General features: G+C 70.9%; 11 protein-coding genes, 2 tRNA genes and 1 pseudogene. 10 read left to right on the top strand and 4 right to left on the bottom strand.

Annotated features, from left to right (window positions below; genetic code table 11):
* Positions 1-62: 62 nt before the first annotated feature.
* Positions 63-449 carry a hypothetical protein gene (locus tag ACX9TP_RS35095; RefSeq protein ID WP_482975006.1) on the bottom strand — a complete coding sequence of 129 codons (387 nt, stop codon included), beginning with the start codon at positions 447-449 and terminating at the stop codon, positions 63-65.
* A 64-nt stretch (positions 450-513) separates the two neighbouring features.
* Here ACX9TP_RS35095 and ACX9TP_RS35090 point away from each other — a divergent pair, with 64 nt between their 5' ends.
* Positions 514-702, top strand: a complete 189-nt coding sequence (locus ACX9TP_RS35090) for a hypothetical protein (protein ID WP_482975005.1) — start codon at positions 514-516, stop codon at positions 700-702.
* A gap of 7 nt (positions 703-709) precedes the next feature.
* Here ACX9TP_RS35090 and ACX9TP_RS35085 read toward each other — a convergent pair whose 3' ends face one another.
* On the bottom strand, positions 710-1,999 hold the full coding sequence (locus ACX9TP_RS35085) for an MFS transporter (protein ID WP_482975004.1): 1,290 nt from the start codon (positions 1,997-1,999) through the stop codon (positions 710-712).
* 348 nt (positions 2,000-2,347) lie between these two features.
* Between ACX9TP_RS35085 and ACX9TP_RS35080 the strand changes: the two genes are divergently transcribed.
* The 9 genes from ACX9TP_RS35080 to ACX9TP_RS35040 all read left to right on the top strand — a co-directional run bounded on the left by ACX9TP_RS35080 (position 2,348) and on the right by ACX9TP_RS35040 (position 17,423).
* Positions 2,348-5,254 carry a CBM96 family carbohydrate-binding protein gene (locus tag ACX9TP_RS35080; protein ID WP_482975003.1) on the top strand — a complete coding sequence of 969 codons (2,907 nt, stop codon included), beginning with the start codon at positions 2,348-2,350 and terminating at the stop codon, positions 5,252-5,254.
* 239 nt (positions 5,255-5,493) lie between these two features.
* On the top strand, positions 5,494-6,357 hold the full coding sequence (locus tag ACX9TP_RS35075; RefSeq protein ID WP_164002269.1) for a 2-oxo acid dehydrogenase subunit E2: 864 nt from the start codon (positions 5,494-5,496) through the stop codon (positions 6,355-6,357).
* A 140-nt stretch (positions 6,358-6,497) separates the two neighbouring features.
* Entirely contained in the window at positions 6,498-6,989 is a 492-nt protein-coding gene (locus tag ACX9TP_RS35070; RefSeq protein WP_482975002.1) for a GFA family protein, read from the top strand.
* Between the two features lie 148 nt (positions 6,990-7,137).
* Complete coding sequence (locus ACX9TP_RS35065) at positions 7,138-7,563, top strand: YciI family protein (RefSeq protein ID WP_482975001.1); 426 nt, start codon at positions 7,138-7,140, stop codon at positions 7,561-7,563.
* Positions 7,564-7,907: 344 nt separating this feature from the next.
* Positions 7,908-9,428 carry an SDR family oxidoreductase gene (locus tag ACX9TP_RS35060; protein WP_482975000.1) on the top strand — a complete coding sequence of 507 codons (1,521 nt, stop codon included), beginning with the start codon at positions 7,908-7,910 and terminating at the stop codon, positions 9,426-9,428.
* A 25-nt stretch (positions 9,429-9,453) separates the two neighbouring features.
* Complete coding sequence (locus tag ACX9TP_RS35055; RefSeq protein WP_482974999.1) at positions 9,454-15,864, top strand: SDR family NAD(P)-dependent oxidoreductase; 6,411 nt, start codon at positions 9,454-9,456, stop codon at positions 15,862-15,864.
* Between the two features lie 7 nt (positions 15,865-15,871).
* Entirely contained in the window at positions 15,872-16,981 is a 1,110-nt protein-coding gene (locus ACX9TP_RS35050; protein WP_482974998.1) for a fatty acid desaturase family protein, read from the top strand.
* A gap of 286 nt (positions 16,982-17,267) precedes the next feature.
* Positions 17,268-17,339 (top strand) — tRNA-Val (locus tag ACX9TP_RS35045).
* A gap of 7 nt (positions 17,340-17,346) precedes the next feature.
* A tRNA-Asp gene (locus tag ACX9TP_RS35040) sits at positions 17,347-17,423 on the top strand.
* Between the two features lie 46 nt (positions 17,424-17,469).
* Here ACX9TP_RS35040 and ACX9TP_RS35035 read toward each other — a convergent pair.
* Both ACX9TP_RS35035 and ACX9TP_RS35030 read right to left on the bottom strand, forming a co-directional pair.
* A pseudogene (locus tag ACX9TP_RS35035) lies at positions 17,470-17,835 on the bottom strand (tyrosine-type recombinase/integrase); the annotation flags it as partial.
* Between the two features lie 133 nt (positions 17,836-17,968).
* On the bottom strand, positions 17,969-18,835 hold the full coding sequence (locus ACX9TP_RS35030) for an AraC family transcriptional regulator (RefSeq protein ID WP_482974997.1): 867 nt from the start codon (positions 18,833-18,835) through the stop codon (positions 17,969-17,971).
* Positions 18,836-18,924 lie beyond the last annotated feature (89 nt).

The raw sequence follows: 18,924 nt of genomic DNA, 5'->3' as shown, positions 1-18,924 counted from the left end.
CGCCGCGCAGGGGACTCCATTTTGGCATGCCGGCGTCTGTCAGGCCCCGTACAGGGCGCCGCTCAATCCAGGTAGCCCCAGCGGTCCTCCTCGAGGACGTAGAAGGGGCGGCCGAAGGGAATCACCTCCGTCCAGCCCAGCACGTGCCGCGTCGAGTCGCCGTTCGGCTCGTAGGTGAAGCCGAAGTGCGGTCCGTCGTACTTCGCGCGGGGGAGCTGCGGCAGGAAGTCGGGGACCAGCTCCGCCAGCGTGGCGGGGAACCGGCCGTGCTTCGCCTGGAAGGCCCGGCAGGCGGTAATGAGGACGTCCGCGTTCTTCCGGGCCCGCTCGCTCCCGGCACGGTCGGGCCGGAGGATGACGTACACCGTCATCAGCCCGCTCGCGATGTTCCCCACCAGCTGGCCCGTGGCGGCGAGGAGCCGGTGGACGGCTCCCTTCTTCGTGGACATGCGTGCCTCCGGCGCGAGTCCTCATCTTCCCATGGCTGACTATCTTCGCTGAAGGGAGGACCGCATGCCGGACATCGACGAAGGCCGGCGCATGGGCGAGCCAGAAGAGGACCTGCTGGAGCGCCAGGGCGCCTATGTGGAAGAAGAGCCCGGCCACACGCCGGGCTGTGCCGAGGGAGATGACGAGGAGGCGCCGCAACGGGCGCATCCCTGGCCGGACCCGGACAAGACGCCGGGGCGTGCGGAGGGCTGAGCGCGGCTCAGCTCTCCCGGGGGCCGGTGCGCTCCGCCGCGATGTCCATCCCCGTGGCCACCTCCGGGATGATGCCCAGTCGCTGGTAGATGGGGCGCACGTGCTCGCGCAGGCCCGGCAGCTTCGTGCGGAACCACGCGGCGCCCAGCAGGCACATGGCGCCGCCGATGGCGAGCGTCCGCGGCGCGCCCAGGTGCGTGGCCAGCACCCCCGCCAGGAGGCTCCCGAAGGGCGCGGTGCCCATGAACGCCATGGCGTAGAAGCTCATCACCCGGCCGCGCATCCGCTCCTCGACGATGGTCTGCAGCACGGTGTTGCTGGACGCCGTCGTCACCATCATCCCGAAGCCGCAGACCACCATGGTCACCATCGACAGGGCCAGGTACCGCGACGCGGAGAACGCCATGAGCCCCGCCCCGAAGAGCAGGGTGGTGGTGAAGATGACGCCGCCCAGCCCTCGCACGGAGCGCCGGGACGCCAGGAACACCGCGCCCGTCAGCGCGCCCAGGCCGGCCGCCGCCATCAGGAAGCCCAGCGTGTCGGGCCCGCCGTGCAGCACCTGGGACGCCATCACCGGCATCAGGGTGGTGAGGGGCATCCCCATCAGGCTCACCACGGCGATGAGCCCCAGCAGGGTGCGGATGGGCGGGAAGTGGAAGGCGTGCTGGAAGCCCTCCTTCAACTCCGTGAGGACATGCTGCGGGCCCTGCGTGCGGGGGCGCGGGGTGAGGCGCATGGCCAGCAGCGAGGCAATCACCGCCAGGTAGCTGAACGCGTCGATGAGGAAGCAGCCGCCCTCGCCCACGGTGGCGATGAGCGCGCCGGCCACGGACGGCCCCAGCAGCCGCGCTCCGTTGAAGATGGACGAGTTGAGGGCGATGGCGTTGGGCAGGTCCGCGCGGTCCTCCACCATCTCCACCACGAAGGACTGCCGCGCCGGCATGTCGAAGGCGTTGACGAATCCCTGGAACACCATCAGCGCGCCGACGTGCCACACGGCGATGTGGCCGCTGAGCGCCAGCACCGCGAGCGCGAGCGACTGGAGCATCGCCAGCACCTGCGTCACCACCAGCACCCGGTGCCGGTTCCACCGGTCCACCAGGACGCCCGCGAGGGGGCCCAGGAGGAAGGTGGGAATCTGCCCGCAGAAGCCGATGACCCCCAGGAGCAGCGCCGAGCCGGTGAGCCGGTACACCAGCCAGGCGGTCGCCACCCGCGTGAGCCACGTGCCGATGAGCGACACGCTCTGCCCCACGAAGAAGAGCCGGTAGTTGCGGGAGCCCAGGGCCCGGAGCACGAATCTCCAGCCTGCGCGTGGGCGCGGCGCCCCGGATGCTTGCTCCTCCATGACTAAGCGCCTGCTCCTTCCCGGATGTCCGCGTGACGGGCGCCTGCCGCGCGGCGTGCTGCCGGAAACCTGGGCACCGGAGGACGGGAGCCGCCATCGCCTGTCTGGAGGGCAGGCAGCCGTGGCTCCGCCGGCCGCCGCTCCTTCGCCGGGCTGGCGCACCTGTTGCTCACCTGCCGCTTCCGTGGGGCCAGAGGGAGGAAGCGTGTGAGAAGGTGGACAGGCGCGGTGGTGGGGTGGGGCATGGGTGTGGCGCTGGCGCTCCTCGCAGGGTGCGGCACAACCCAAGGCGAGGCAATGGATTCCACAACGGAGGCGGAAGGCCCGGGTACGAAGGGGGCGCCGCTGACGACGCAGACGGTGACGGTGGCGGCCGCCGCGGATGCGCACGTGGTGGCGACGGCGCCGACGACGAGCTACGGCTCCTCGCCCACGCTGGAGGTGGACCTCTCGCCCGAGTCCCAGGCCTATTTCAAGTTCCTGGTGCCAGATTTGCCGGGGACGGTGACGTCGGCGCGGCTGCGCCTGTACGCGGTGGACGGCTCCTCCAACGGGCCCTCCGTGTATGACCCGCCGGGCGTCCGCAGCTGGAACGAGACGGTGACGTGGAACACCCGCCCGACGTGGGACAACGGCTGGGTCGTCGCGAGCGCGGGGCCCGTGGCCAGCGGCACGTGGATGGAGCTGGATGTCTCGAGCATGTACGTCCACGAGGGCGGCTGGCTCGAAATCTACATGTCCGCAGACAGCACGGACGGCGTGACGCTGGCCTCCAGCGAGCACCCGGACACGACGCTCCGCCCGCAGCTCGTCCTCACGGTGGAGTCCGCCGAGGACAATCCGACGCCGGCCCCTCCGCCGCTCCGGGTGTCCGGCGCGCCGGTGGGCTTCTCGCCGAGCGCGGACACGTACGTCTCCGCGGACAGTCCGACGTCCGCCAGCGGCGGCGCCTCCGCGTCGCTGCTCGCGGACAACTCGCCTCAGCAGGAGGTGCACCTGCGCTTCGCGGTGCAGGGGCTGACGGAGACCGTGCAGCGCGCGGTGCTGCGCGTGCACGCCAGCGCCGGCACGGATGACGGCCCGGCCGTGTACGCGACGCAGGGGAGCTGGAGCGAGACCAGCGTCACCTGGAACACCCGCCCCGCGAAGGTGGGCACGGCGCTGGACGACTCGCAGGCCATCGCCGCGGGCACCTACGTGGACTACGACGTGACGGACCTGGTGCGCGGCAACGGCGACTACACGCTCGGGCTCTACGGGACCTCCACCGACGGGGTGACGTTCCTCTCGCGCGAGAGCGCGGACACCGCACGCCGCCCGAGGCTCCTCGTCTGGGCGGGCGCTCCCCGGGCCGCGCCCACGGACGCATGCCTGACGCGCACGGAGCTGTTCTCCACCGAGAGGGGCCCTGCACAGGACACGTACGTCGGCGAGGACACGCCGGACATGAAGCTCCACCACCAGGCGGCGCTGCGGGTGGACTCGGAGCCGCGCGCGGAGAGCTTCCTCGACTTCAATGTGGAGCTGGGCGCCGGCCAGGTACGCCGCGTGCTGCTGCGCATGTACTCGGTGGACGGGACGGGCAATGGGCCGCGGCTGTTTCGCGCGGCGCCCTTCGACGCGGCGGCGACGGACTGGAACCACCGCCCGGCGGTGACGGGAAGCGCCCTCGGTGATTTGGGCGCCGTCGCCCGGGACTCGTGGGTGGAGTACGACGTGACGGACGTGGTGACGGCGTCCGGCCGCTACACCTTCGCGCTGCTGCCGGACAGCACGGACGGCGCGCGCTTCGTCTCCTCGGAGGCGCAGGAGAAGGGCATCATCGGCGGCGCGCCCCGGCTCGTCGTCGTCTACGAGACGGACGCGTTCTGCTCGTACCGGGGCACGCAGCCCTCGGGCACCACCGCGTGGGCGCGCCAGTGGGGCGGCCCGCTCGCGGAGCACTCCGTGCACCTCGCTCCGGCGCCGGACGGGGGCTTCGCGGCCCTGAGCACGCTGGAGCAGACGCCGGACGCTCCCGGCTCCGCCGAGCAGACGGACGTCATCACCCTGCACCGCGCGGACGGGAGCGTGGCGTGGACGCGCTCCTTCACCCAGGCGGGGGTGCAGCTGAGCCGGGTGGCGGTGACGGCGCTGGGCAACGTCCTGGTGGCGGGCAGCTACACCGGGGCGCCGGACCTGGGGAAGGGGGCGCTTGCGCAGGGCTCGGGCATGGTGGTGGTGAAGCTTACGCCGTCGGGCGCGGTGGACTGGACGCGCGGCTTCACGGCGTGGTTCGACACCGGTGACGGGCGCGAGGACAACCCGATGACCGTGTATGACCTGGCCACGGACGCGCACGGCAGCGCCATCGTCGTGGGCACATTCTGGGGCTACACGGACTTCGGCGCTGGCCCGGTGTACTCGGGCAAGGCCTTCCCGTACGACGACACGTACCCGAACTCCTTCGTGCTGAAGCTCCAGTGGGACGGCGCGCACCTCTGGTCCCACGTGCTGGTGGGCAGCGGCCTGCGAGGGACGCAGGCGTCGAGCGTCGCCGTGGATGCCGCGGAGAACGTCACCGTCGGTGGCTGGTCCGGGGGCGACACGGACTTCGGCGCGGGCCCCATCCCCGGGCGTGGGCCCTTCGTGGCGAGGTGGACGGCGGCCGGTGCGCACGCCTGGTCCCGCGTCCTCCCCGTCCAGTGGAGCGGTCTGACGGGCGTGGGCGTGCTGCCCGACGGCCGCGTCGCGTTCGCCGCCAACTTCGGCGGCCGCTTCACGTTCGCCGGCCAGCAGTACGCCAGCAGCGACCCGGATGACTACGAGGGCGGGCCGCGCGACGGCGTGCTGGGGCTGCTCTCCAGCACGGGCGCGGACCTCGCGCTGCGCCAGTTCCCCCGGCGGTCCTTCGGAGACTTCGTCGTGGATGCGGCGGGCACCCTCCTCACCTCGCAGCGGGACGGGGGGGGCGAGCTCGGGCTGGGGCCGGTGGGCTGGGAGCTTCCGGACTCATCCGCTCCGACGCTGGCGGCGTTCGGCGCGGACCTGGGGACGCGCTGGGTGCGTGTCTTCGATGCAGGGGTCCGCTCGCTCCAGCTCGCGGCCACGCAGGACGGCGTCGTGGCGTCCGGGGACTTCACAGGCCCGTTCGAGCTGGATGGCACCTGGTACACGCCGCAGTCGCGGCGCTCGGACCTGGTGCGCTTCAAGCTGAAGCCGTAGTCAGCAGGACTGCGCGGGGCCGGGCATCGGCGGCCCCGCGCGCGGGCTCATCCCCAGGCGATGGCGGGGGCGCAGGTGGCCTCGCCCTTCAGCTGGCGGTTGTGGCGCGGGCCATCCGTGGCGCAGTGCGTCGAGCGAGGGCAGGCGGGCAGGCACCGGGGACCACCTTCCCTTTGGAGGGGTGAAGCCGCGACACTGCGCCTCCACCGCGAAGCCGTTCCGAAGGAGGGACTGCGGCCATGGCGCACCTGGAGTTGATTCCGAAGCGTGACCTGTCGAGCTTCCGCAAGCTGGCGATTGGAAGCTGGAAGACGGCGTACGACCCCACCGTCTACGGGACGCTGACCGTGCGCATGGACAAGGCGATGGCGTACATCGAGGCCTTCCGCCAGCGCACCGGCGTGCGGCTCACGGTGACGCACCTGGTGGCCAAGGCGATGGGCGAGGCGCTGCGCCGCTGCCCGGACGCCAACGCCATCCTCCGCTACAACCGCATCTACCTGCGCCAGCGGGTGACGCTCTCCACGCTGGTGGTCCAGACGGACGGCGGCAAGGTGGACCTCACCTCGGCGCGCATCGAGGACGCGGACAAGAAGAGCCTGCGCGAGATTGCAGGGGATTTGGAGGAGGCGGTGCGCCGCGTGCGCGAGCGCCGCGACGTGGCGCTGGAGAAGGGGAAGGGGACCATCCAGAAGATTCCCTACCTCTTCCTCAACACCTTCACCTGGCTGCTGTCCTTCTTCATGTACACGCTGAACCTGGACCTGAGCCGGTTCGGCATGCCGAAGGACGCGTTCGGCTCGGCCATCATCACCAACGTGGGCTCGCTGGGGCTGGACACGGCGTACGTGCCGCTGGCGCCGTACACCCGCGTGCCCATCTTCGTCGCGCCCGGCGCGGTGAAGGAGGTGCCGGTGGTGGAGGACGGCAAGGTGGTGCCGGGCAAGGTGATGAACATCAACGCCACCTTCGACCACCGCTTCATCGACGGGTTCCATGCGGGCGTGCTCGCCAACACCCTGCGGGAGATGCTGGAGAACCCCTTCGAGAGCTTCGACGCGCTCCCGGAGGCCGCCGAGGCCCCCGTGGCCGCGGTGGGATAGGCGGACAGGCAGGCGTAGAAGCCCCACCGACTCGCAGCTGGCCACCGTCACCGGCAACGCCACGGACGGTTATGTGGCGACGCTGACAGTGGCCATCGAAGTCCAGGCTGCGAGCGGCCCGGGCGTGCTCAGGTGCGCCCATGAAACTCGAGGGTTCCTGCCACTGCCGTGGGGTGCGCTTCACCGTGGAGACGAAGCACCCCCAGCCGTTCATGCGTTGCTACTGCTCCATCTGCCGCAAGACGCAGGGCGGCGGGGGCTACGCCATCAACCTGTCGGGTGACGCGGACTCGCTCGAGGTGCGCGGCAAGCAGCACCTGAAGGTGTACCGCGCCAGCATCAAGAACCCGGAGGACGAGCGGGCGCACAAGAGCACGGGCCAGCGCAACTTCTGCGGGCGGTGCGGCTCGGCGCTCTGGCTCTATGACCCGACGTGGCCGGAGCTCATCCACCCGTTCGCCTCCGCCATCGACACGCCCCTGCCGGTGCCGCCCGAGCTCGTGCACATCATGCTCGAGTTCAAGCCCGGCTGGGTCCCGGTCCACGCCAGCAAGGGGGACAAGAAGTTCAAGCGCTATCCCAAGGAGTCCATCGCGCAGTGGCACCAGCGCCACGGCGTGGAGGCTGACTGAGCGAGCAGGCGCTGGGCCCAAGGGATTTCAGGTGGTTGGCGGCACCGCCACGGAAAATAAATGCCGTGTCGAATTCGCCAGCGCTCGTTCGACGCATGGATAGAAGGCGGGGTGGCACTTCCGCCGCGAATCCACAGGAGCGACGACGATGCGATTCATGGTCATCATGTACCCGGGCCCCGCCGCCGAGACTGGCGCCCTGCCCGACGAGAAGATCCTGGCGGAGATGGGGAAGTTCAACGAGGAGCTGGTGAAGGCGGGCGTGCTCCTGGGCGGCGAGGGGCTTCAGCCCACCGCCAAGGGCGCGCGCATCCGCTTCCCCGCGGGCGGCAAGCCCACCGTGAGCGACGGCCCTTTCAGCGAGGCGAAGGAAATCGTCGGCGGCTTCTGGATGATTCAGGTGAAGTCGAAGCAGGAAGCCATCGAGTGGATGAAGCGCTGCCCCACCACCGGCGGCGAGATGCTCGAGCTGCGCCAGGTGTTCGAGGCGGAGGACTTCGCCCCCAGCGACCCGACGGGTGAGCTGCGTGCGGCGGAGGAGCGCCTGCGCGAGCAGGTGGCCGCGAAGAAGTAGTCGTCGCACGAGCAGTCGCGTGCCCGCACGTCCGGGCACGCGGTCACCCTCGAGATAGGTCCGATACCCGGTGGGCACACGCCCTCCCGGGATGTCTGTCATTGCCCGTGGCGTCTGTGACGCGCGCCCCCACGCGAGGGCCGTCCCGGAGTCACGAGCGTGTCTCATTCGACGCGGAAGCCCACCGCGCGCGCCATGGCCGCGCACACGTGAGCTGATTTGTCACACGTGTGTCCTGACAGGGCTGCCTTCCGTACGTCGAAAAACAGCTCAATCAGGGCGTGTCAGACCCCTGGTGCATTCATCACCGCGCAGCTCGAACAACGACGACGACGAAGGCACAAATGTCCTCACATCCATTTCAGCAGAGCGCTGGTGCGGCGGCGAAGGTCCTGGAGCAGATTCGCCACTGTGCTGCTTCCGTAACCCGATATCCCATTGACATCCTCACGGCGGATGCACAGCTCGAGGACGAGCTCGGCATCGACTCGGTGAAGCTCGCCGAGATTGCCGCCGTCGTCGGGCGTGAGTTCAACATTCCCCCGGAGCGGCTGCCCCGGGGAGGGAAGGCCCGGACGCTCGGCGCGATTGCGGAGATGGTGACGGGGTTGCTCGCGAGCTCGTCTCCCGCGCAGGCACCCACGCCCGTCGTGCAGGCCCCCGCGCCTGTCGCGACGCCTGCTTCCGGCCCGCGGGCCCTGCCGGACCTGGAGGCGCGGGTGCGCGCCGTGTTCGCCCGGGTGACGCGCTATCCCGAGGAGCTGCTGACGCTGGATGCGGACCTGGAGGACGAGCTCGGCATCGACTCCGTGAAGCAGGCGGAGGTCCTGGCGGTGCTCGTCAAGGAGCTCGGCCTGGCGAAGGGGCCGACGCCGTCCCAGCGGCTGAGGACCCTCGCGGCCATCTGCGAAGCCGCCCGGGCGCAGGGGGCCACGCAGGCCGCGCCCCAGGCGCAGGCGGTGGCACCGCCGCGCGAGACGCGCGCACCGGCGCCCGCCACGCTCCAGCCCGTCCTTCCCTTCGCGGGGAAGATTGCCCTCGTCACGGGCTCGGGGAAGGGCATCGGCAAGGTCATCGCCATGCGCCTCGCCCGGGCCGGTGCGACGGTGGTGGTGAACTCGTTCCACTCGCGGGAGGAGGGCGAGCGGACCGCGCAGGAGATTCTCGCGGAGGGCGGCAAGGCGCTGCACCTGTGGGGCTCCGTTGCCCAGGAGGAGCACCTGGAGCGGATGTTCGCCGCCATCGCGGACCAGCTCGGCGGGCTCGACTTCCTGGTGTGCAACGCGTCCAACGGGCTCATCGGGCCGTTCGACCGGATTACGCCACGTGACTGGGACAAGGCGTTCCGGACCTGCATCACCGGCACCTACGAGTGCGCCATGCGCGCGCGGCCGCTGATGGCCCGGCGGGGCGGCGGCAGCATCGTCACGATGTCCACCTCCATGTCCCAGCGCTACATGCACGACCTGGGCTGCCAGGGCGTGGTGAAGGCGGGCGTCGAGTCCCTCACGCGCTACCTGGCCGCGGAGCTGGCCCCCGAGGGCATCCGCACCAACTGCGTGTCCGCGGGGCCGGTGCACGGGGAGCTGCTCGGGATGTTCCCCGACGCGGCGGGGCGCGTGGCGCGCTGGGAGGCGGCCACGCCCGGCGGGCAGCTGTGCACCGCGGACGACGTCGCGGACGTGACGGAGCTGTTGTTGGGCGCGAAGACGCAGCGGGTGAACGGGGCCATCTGGGTGGTGGATGCCGGGCTCTCGGGGACGGTGGACGGGCTGTTGCCGGACGCGGCCGCGAAGGAGTCACACCCGGGTCACCGTCACACGAATGGTCACGACGTGCGGGCGCTCCTCGCCCTCGATTCCTGAGCCTTCCTCCACTGGAGCCCCTGCCATGAGATTCTTCGCCGTTCCGTACGACATCCACTTCGACGACACGATGGCGTACGGGAGCCATCACTTCCTCACCAACTTCAAGTTCCAGTGTGCCGGCCGCGAGCACCTGCTCTTCGGCCCGCACTTCTTCGACGTGCCGGAGCTGCGGCGCGACTTCGAGCAGGTGCTGCTGCTCACCTACGAAGGCTACTCGCGCAACCTGGCTCCGGCGGTGCTGGGAGACAGGCTGGTGGTGCTGACGTCGGTCGAGGAGCGGGGCGAGGTCTCCGTGCGCTTCTGCTTCCGGACCCTGAAGAGCGACGGCACTCCGGTGGCCTGCGGGTACCAGACCGTCCTGTGCGCTGACAGGGCGGGGGCCCTCCGTGCGTTCCCCGACGCCTTCCGGCGCTGCTTCGAGGCGATGCCGAGCATCCACGAGCCCGAGGCCGCGCGGAGCTTCCGGGAGCGCGCGCTGCTCGGGGGCAATGCCGTCAACGAGCTGTTCTCGGAGCCCATCCGGCAGCTGGCGAGGACGCTCCTGGCGGACCCCGCCTCGCTCGGTGCCTCGAAGCTGGTGGACATGGAGCCGGGGCTCTCGCCGAAGCCGGCGAGCGAGCCGCGACTGCCGCCCGGCTCCACCGCCTTCCTGTTCGCGGGGCAGGGGACGTTCCAGCCCGAGCTCTTCGTCCGGCTGAAGGCGCTGCACCCGGAGCTGCGGGACGAGCTCGCGGGCGTCGCGGCCGCGAGCCAGGCCATCGGGCTCGACGCGGCGCCGCTGCTCGCGGCCCGGGATGCCGACGACGTCACTCGGGCGCTCGAGCGCGCGCCCCAGCTCGACCAGCTCGGCATCTTCCTGTCCGGCGTGCTCGGTGCCCGGTGGCTGCGGAGCCAGGGCGTGCGTCCGGACGTGTTCGTGGGGCACAGCTTCGGTGAAATCGCCGCGATGACGGCGGCGGGGGCGCTGGACCTGCGCACGGGCGCCGAGGTGGTCTGCCAGCGCATCCGGGCGCTGCGCACGGTGCCGGATGACTTCGGGACGCTCGCGGCCGTCGCGCTCGGCGAGGCGGAGACGGCCCGGGCCATCGCGGACAGTGGTGCGGGGAGCCTGGAGCTGGCTGGCCGAAACCACGCCCGACAGACCGTGGTCGCGGGCCCGCGCGCGGAGCTGGAGCGGCTCCGTGTGCTGCTGGAGGGACGGGGGCAGGGGTTCACCTTCATCTCCAGCCGCTACCCCTTCCACCACCGGGGCCTGAAGCCGGCGGCGGAGGCGTTCCGCGCCGCGCTCGCGGGCGTGCCCATGCGCCCGCCGCAGGAGCCCCTCTACTCGCCCATCGAGGGGCGCATGTACACGGGCGGGCACGGTGAGCTGGCGAATGCGCTCGCCTCGCACCTGGTGCGCCCGTTCGACTTCCTCGGCGCGGTGGAGACGCTGTCTCGCGCGGGCTGCACCCGCTTCGTGGACTGCGGGACGGATGGGCGGCTGACGCGCATCGTCCAGCGAATCCTTCCGAAGGACGCGCCTGTCGAGCTGGCGACTGTCGCGGGCGTGCTCCCCGCTGGAGCGCCGCCGACGGTGTCCGAGGCTGCTCCCGGTGAGACGCCCGCGATTGCCGTGGTGTCCCTGGGGTGCATGCTCCCGGGCGGCGCGAAGGACCCGGAGGCGTACTGGCAGAACATCCGTCAGGGCATCAGCGGCATCGTCGACCAGGGCCAGCTCCACCCGGAGCTGGTGACGGACTTCGCGGGCCCCGCGGGCACGCCGGACCGGACGTATACGCTGCTCTCGGGAATGGTGCGGGACGCGGACCTCGTCGCACCCGCCGGGCTCGAGCCGGAGCGCTTCCGGGGGTATGTGCGGGAGCAGAAGCTGCTGGCCATCGCGCTCGCGCAGGCCATGCGCGGCCTGGAGGCGACGTCCATCTATTCCGCGGGACGCATCCAGTGCCTGCTCGGCTCCACCGCGGATGGGTCGGCCGAGTATGACGCCGCGCTGTGCCTGGAGGCCGGCGAGGCCCTGCTGCGCGCGAAGGGCGCGGGGCACTCGGACGTCGCGGTCCTGGCTCGTGCGGCGCGGGACGCGCTGGGAGTCGAGGCCCGCTCCGCCGACCTGGCGCCGCACCCGACGCTGCAGGCGGTGGTGACGGATGTGGTGGGACGCGGTGTCTCCACGATGCTGCTCGACGCGGCCTGTGCGTCCTCGCTCTACGCCATCGCACTGGGGATGAAGACGCTGGAGTCGGGCGAGGCGGACCTCGTCCTGGCGGGAGGTGTCTTCTCTCCAGGTCCGGGGAACAGCTGTCTGTTCTCCCAGTTCAAAGGGCTCTCGGCGAAGGGGAGCCGGCCCTTCGACGAGCGGGCGGATGGCGTCATCTTCGGAGAGGGCGCGGGCGTGGTCGGCCTGATGCGCCTGTCGGACGCAGCCGCCGCCGGCCTTCATGTGCACGCCATCATCCGGGGGGCGGGGCTCTCCAGTGACGGGCGGAGCAGCTCGGCGAACGTCCCGCGCTCGGAGGGGCAGGTGGCCGCGATGGAGGCGTGCTACGCGGCGGCCCACGTCGAGCCCACGAGCATCCAGTACCTCGAGGCGCACGGGACGGCCACGCCTGCCGGGGATGCCACCGAGCTCAAGTCCATTGCGCGGATGTTCGGCGGCAAGCGGAGCGGCCTCCAGCTCGCCAGCGTCAAGGCGCTGATTGGCCATGTCGGCTGGGCGGCGGGGGCGGCCTCGGTCATCAAGCTGTGCAAGGCGCTGGAGCACCGGCTCTTCCCGAAGCAGTCCAACTTCGACCAGCCGGGAGCCGAGCTGCGCGCGCTCGGGCCGGACTTCGAGGTGAGCACGCGCGAGCAGCCGTGGCCGGAGAACGGTGCGCACCCCCGTCGAGCCGCGACCAGCGGTTTCGGCTTCGGCGGCACGAATGCGCACCTGGTCCTCGAGGAGTACCGGGGCGGTGCGCCCGCCCGCCAGGCGGGGCTCCGTCCCGCCGCCATGAGCGAGCTGGTGGTGGTGGCCGCGGAAGGGTTGTTCCCGGATGCGCGAGGCGTTCCGGTGCCGGGCGCGCCCGCGGAGACGGGAGCGCGCTTCGACCCACGGGCCATCCGGCTCCCCTCGTCGGTCCGCCTGTTGCCGGACATCGCCGAGGACATGGATGCGACGCAGACGCTCGGGCTCGTCGTCGCGAGCGCGCTCGTCCAGAAGCTCGGCGCTTTCGACACGCTGCGCTCGGGCACGGCCCTGGTGCTCGGGCTCGAAGGGAAGACCCGCCGTGGCGTGGAGGCCACGCAGCGCGTGCTGGCCTCCTCCACGCGGCGCAAGCTGCGCGAGCTCGCCCGGCGCGCACCGGAGCATGCCGCGGTCCTGCCCCTGGCGGACCGTCTTCACGAGGTGGTGACGGACTCCCTGCGTCCCTCGGGCGCGTACACGCTGCAGGGGATGATGCCCAACGTCACGCCGGGCCGCATCGCGGGGGCGCTCGACCTCAAGGGCCCCAACTTCGTGGTGGACGCGGGAGGCGCCTCGCTGGCCGCGGCGCTCCGGGCCGCGCGGGGTGTGCTGGAGAGCGGATTCGAGTTGGTGCTCGTGGGGAGCACGCACGTCCTCCGGCCGGGTGAAGCGCCAGGCGCGTCCCAGCCGGACGAAGGGGGCGCGATGCTGGCGGTCACCACCGCCGAGACGGCGTCGCGGCGGGGTCTGAAGCCGCTGTGTCGTCTCCGGATGTCGGTCGACGCACAGGAGCACGGAGGAGCCCACCTGGAGCTTCCGCCCCACTCGGCACGGGAGGGGCTGGAGGTCCTCCGGTCGGTGCAGGCCGCCGGGGAGGGCCGCGCCACCACGCTGCGCTTCCACCCGGACGCCGCGACGGGGACCCGGCTCGACCTCCAACTGTTGCCGGTGGAGGGCGACCGCGCCGCTGTCTCCCAGCCGGAGGAAGTCCATGCGTCAGAGCCGTCGCGTGATGGCGCGGCGTCCATGCCTGCTGCTTCCGAAGCGTCGAGCGGCTTCGACCATGCGGCGGCCATCCGCTACCACGCGCCGGTGCTCGTCGAGCGCCCCGCGCGGCTGACGCGGACCGCGCACCTGCGGGGCCGGCGCGTGCTGTTCATCGCCCAGGATGAGGCCCTGGCCCGCGAGCTCGCGTCGCAGGCCGTCACGCTCTGCGGACCCGAGTACCGCATCCTCTGCGCCGGAGGCTCCGGACAGGAGGGCCGCGTCCACCGCGTCGACCTCACCCGTGAGGAGACGGCGGAGGCGGGCCTCGAAGCGCTCGGCTTCGAGCCGCAGGTCATCCTCGCGGTGTGCTGGCTGGAGCCCGGCGCGGGCGAGTCCGAGGTGGTCTCGGACACGGCCCTGCGGCACGAGGCGCTGGAACTGCTCTTCCTCGCCGCGCGGCGCGTCTACGAGCGACTGGCGGCGGGCGAGGTCGAGCTGGCGAGCCTGTGCATCGGCGGTGTCGGGCCGCGCCGGACGCTCCACCCGGTGACGGGCTTGTTCGCCGGGATGCTGAAGTCCATCGGCCGCGAAGTCCCCGCGCGCAATGTCCGCGCCATCTCCACCTCGCCGCTCTCTCTGACGGCCGCACTCGAAGTCGTCGCCACCGAGCTCGGCTCCGAGGAGGAAGCGGGGCCGTCGGTCGAGGTCTGCTTCGACGGACCGCGCCGCTGCGTCCGTCGGCTGCGACCCACGGACGTCACGGCCGAGCCCGCGCCCACGCTCGACGCTCACTCGGTGGTCCTGCTCACGGGAGGCGGGAGAGGGGTGACGGCGGTCCTCGCCGGAGCGCTCCTGAAGCGGTTCGGCTGCAAGGTCATCCTCGTGGGCCGGAGCGACCCGGCGGAGGCCCCCGAGCAGGTGCTCCAGGCACGCGATGAGGACCTCCCGCGCCTGGAGCGGGAGTTCTATGCCTCCGAGCTGGCTGGCAACCGCACCGCGCGGATGCCCGAATTGCGCAAGCGCTTCGAGCGATACCTGGCCGCGCGCGAGCTGCGGGCCACGCTGGAGGGACTCGCGAGGCTGCCCGGTCAGATGCTCTACCGGTCCGCGGACGTCACCCGTCCCGAGGACGTGGAGCGGGTGATGCAGGAGCTCGTCCAGGTCCACGGGCGGCTGGACCTGGTGGTCCACGGCGCCGGCACGCAGACCTCCAAGAAGCTCAACCGTCGGCGGCTCGCGGAGCTGCGGACGAACCTGGACACCAAGCTGCTCGGGCTGCGGAACCTCCGCGACGCCTGCGCGAGCCGCTTCGCGAGGCCGGTGCCCTTCCATGTCCTCACCTCCGCCTTCAGCTTCATCGGCAACGACGGGCAGGCGGACTACGGGGCGGCCAACGAGGCGCTGGACCGGCTCTGCGCCTGGGTGAGCGACGCCAGCCAGGAGGTCCGCTGGTGCAGTGTGGGCTGGCTGGCCTGGGACGGCATCGGGATGACGCGCGGCTCCGAGTACAAGGTGCTCGGCGCCAGCCGCCAGCTGCGCGGGATTCGCGCCGAGGAGGGGGAGGCCCTCTTCCTCCAGCTCGTCGACGGACGGCCGCGCGAGCCCATCAACGTGCAGCTCACCGACAGCGAGCGCGCGTTCTACGGGCTGGAGCTGCTGCCCACGGCCCGGCCCACCCGGCGGGAGCTGGTGGTGGACGCGGCGAACCTCCCCTGCCTCGAAGACCACCTCGTCCGTGGAACCCCGACGCTGCCCGGGGCCTGGGCGTTGGACCTGATGCTCCAGGCGGCGCTCGGTGACGGACGGCCGGAGCTGCGCACCGTCACCATCGAGGACGTCCGGTTCTCACGCTTCATCCGCGTCAGGCCCGGCGGACGGCAGGCCCTGCGCGCCGAGTGCACCCCCGTGGCCGACGAGCCCAGGCGCCTCTGCGTGCAGGTCAAGCTGACGGGTGACATCGTCCATGCGTCCGGAGTGGTGCTCGAAAAGGACCTCGTCTACGCCGAGGCCCGCTTCACCCTGACGGCCGAGCCACCCCGGGGCACTCCGCAGCTGGACGCGGCCACGTCGTCGGGAGGCGGGCTCTCCGTGCAGGACCCGCACTGCGCCGCCGGGTCCCCCATCGAGCTGCGGAAGATGTTCGACTGCCTGGAGGAAATCAGGCTCGAGCGGACGGCCCGCTTCGCGAAGCTCGGTGTTCCGCTGGAGCAGGCGGGGCGCAGTGTCCCCGCGCTCGCGCTGGACGCGGCGTGGCGGCTGAGCGCCATGCACGCGGACGGCGTGTCCGGTGCCGTGTTCGCGCCCATTCAGCTGCAGCGGGCCACGTTCGACCGGGGCCTGGTGGAAGGGAAGGGGAGCGGGCGGCTGCTCCAGCTCAACCTGAAGGCCCTCGCTCCTCGCGTGGAGGGAGACCTCGTTCAATGCGGCAGCGTCGCGGCCATCGACGATGCGGGACGGCTCCGGATGGTCATCGAGGGCGGCCTGGCCCGCCCCATGGCGTGAGGCAACCATGAGCTCCTCCATTCCTTCGACAGATTCGATTCCCGTCGATGACTTCCGGAAGCTCCGCACCGAATTGCGGCGTGCGATGCCTCCGGAGGCCTTCAAGCCCCAGCCGATGCGAGGCTTCATCGCGCTCGCCCTCGTGCCGGTGATGGTGGCCATGGCGTGGGCGGCGGCGAGTGGGCGGCTGCCCTGGTGGGCCTGCCTCCTCATCTCGTTCGCGCTCGGGCAGATGCTCATCACCGTCGGCTTCGCCGCGCACGAGGCGCTGCACCACTCGGTGTTCCGGAGCAGGGGGCTCGAGGACGTCCTCGGGTGGGTTGGCTTCAGCCCGTTCCTGGTGACGCCCGGCACGTGGCGCGCGTGGCATGTCCAGGCGCACCACAGCGCCGCGAACATCCACGTGAGGGACCCGGACATCCTCCCGCGCCAGCACGAGTGGCGGACCCAGTGGTTCTCCCGCGTGGTCCACGCGCTGTCGCCGGGCTCGGGCACGTGGCTGAGCTACATCAGCTTCACCTTCTTCTTCACGGCGCAGGGGCAGGCCTTCCTGTGGCACTACAGCGGCCAGCCCCAGCTCGAGAAGGTGCGCATGAACCGCTTCCGGGAGCGGGTCTTCACCGTGCTCCTCGCGCTGGGCTGGGGCGCGCTGGGCTGGGCCATGGGGCTGGAGGGGGCGTTCTACGCGCTCATCCTCCCGCACCTCTTCGGCAACATCACGCTGATGGTCTACATCGCCACCAACCACTGGCTGCAGCCGGCGTCCGAGAGCGTGGACAACCCCTTCGTGAACACGGCCAGCGTGGACACGCACCCGGTGATGGACCTCATCCACTGGAACTTCAGCTACCACCAGGAGCACCACATCTTCCCGGCGATGAGCCCGAAGTTCGCGCCGCTCCTGCGCGAGCACCTCCGGGTCCTCAACCCGGAGGCGTCCATCGTCTATCCGCACCTGCGCGCCCTGCGCATGTTGTTCCGGCGGCCGGCGCTGTACGCCGCGGATGGGCACACGCTCGTGGGCCCGGAAGGGACGCCCTCGGTGTCCACGGTGGACCTCCGCCGGAGGCTGGAGGGGCCGGGGGCGGTGCGCGTGGAGGCTCGGGGTACGGGCTGATGCGTCCACGGACCTGGCCACCCATGCTCACCTCGCGCCCATGGCTAGAAGTGAAGTCCGCTCAGCCTGGGAGTGCTCCGCCCACGCGTCTTCTGCCCCCTCATGGGACTGACGAAACCCTGGTCGCGTCGGCCTCTGGGCGGGCAGTCAGGCCACGGCCCGTCCGGGCGTCTTCACTCTACGAATGAGGCTCGGAGGAATGATCAGGGCCGCGAAAACGTATGCTTGACAGTGGGGAGCACGCTCTATAAAAGCCCCCCTCGTTGCAGCGCGGCGGACGCCTTCGGGGCGGATAGCTCAGCGGTAGAGCGTCGCCCTTACAAGGCGAGGGTCACAGGTTCAATCCCTGTTCCGCCCATGGTTGTGGGGAGTTAGTTCAGTTGGTTAGAACGCCGGCCTGTCACGCCGGAGGCCACGGGTTCAAGTCCCGTACTCCTCGCCATTGAGAGCCCAGCAATCCTCCGGGGTTGCTGGGCTTTTCTTTTTTCTCAGCCTCCTGATGTGACCCCAGTGTCCCCTCCGGCGTCGGAGGCCGGAGCGGCGTGAAGCTGGAGGGGCACCGGCCGGTCGAGCTGCTGCACCGCGCTCTCCCGGGCCTCCGACGCGAGGTGGGCGTAGCGCATCGTCATTTCGATGGTGGCGTGGCCCATCAGCTCCTGGATGACCTCGAGTGGGACATCCCGCCTGGCGAGGTGGCTGCCGTAGGTGTGGCGCAGGTCGTGCCAGGTGATGCGCCCCTGCTCGCGGCTGATGCCCGCCCGGCCCACCGCCCGCGATAGCCGGTGCTCCGTCATGCTCGCGGTGAGCGGCTGGCCGTCCGGCTGGCAGAATACGCAGGGGTCGCGCAGGTGCCGGCGATGTGGCCCCAGATGCGCGTCCGAGCCGTGCCAGGACGCCCTCCCACCAGGGGCCTGTCAGCTATACAAAAACGACCGGAGAGAGGCCGTGCATCTCGGGCACGACCTGCTGAACGGTCCGGAACAGCGCTCAACCTGCTGGGAGGTCGTGTTTCGGCGATGCGCCGAACTTGCGCGTGTAATCCCGGCTGAACTGTGCGGCGCTCTCGTAGCCGACTTCGAATGCCGCCGCGGAAACCGTGAGCGTGCCGGCGCGCAACAGGCGGCGGGCCTCGAGCAGTTGCAGGCCCTTTCGATACTGAAGCGGTGATGACGCCGTGATTGCCTTGAAGTGCTTGTGGAACGAAGACGCGCTCATCCCGACGCTGCGCGCGAGCTTGGGGATCTCTACGGGCGCTCGAAAGTCACGCCGCAGCTGTGCGATTGCTCGTGTGATCGCGCTGGCGTGGCTGTCATGGCGGAGCAGGTCGCGCAGCATGCCGCCGAACGGCGCCGTCGCGAGCCGGTAGTGGAGCTCGCGCGAGACGAGCGGCCCCAGCACCGCCGCATCCATCCGCGCACCCGCGAGTGCGAGATAGCGATGGAGCGCGTCGACGAGCCTGGCATCGCAGGGTTGGACCGAGAGCGAGCGCGGCTGCGCGGCGGAGGGAAGCGACTCGGCCATTGCCTCGTAAAGGTCTCGCAGCGTGTCCAGCTCCACATCGAAGAGCAGCGCGAGGTATGGAGCTTTCGTGACGCGTGCGATGACCGGCAGGTCGTGACTGACGAGCAGGCACTCGCCAGCGTCCATCGGAAACGAATCGGCTCCCAGTACCGTTTCTTTTCGTCCCTGGAGGACGAGGATGATGACCGGCTCGTAGATGGCGGCTTCGAACGATGTCGGCTGGTGGTGCCGGAGGATGCCGAGGTTCTTCAGCGGTCGCACGTACTGGCTCTCGCGGCCATTCGGGCGAGGGAGCTGGCGCGCAGCGAGCTCGGCGAGATCCGCGAGGTTCATGCGGCGAGCGTAGCACCCTCGCTTTTGTCTCCGGCGAGAGGAACGAGCAAGAAGCAGAGAGGTACAGGCAAGCATCCCGCGACGTGCAG

The sequence above is a fragment of the Pyxidicoccus sp. M15 genome (genome assembly GCF_056858435.1).
This window is presented reverse-complemented; position numbering and strand designations above follow the sequence as displayed.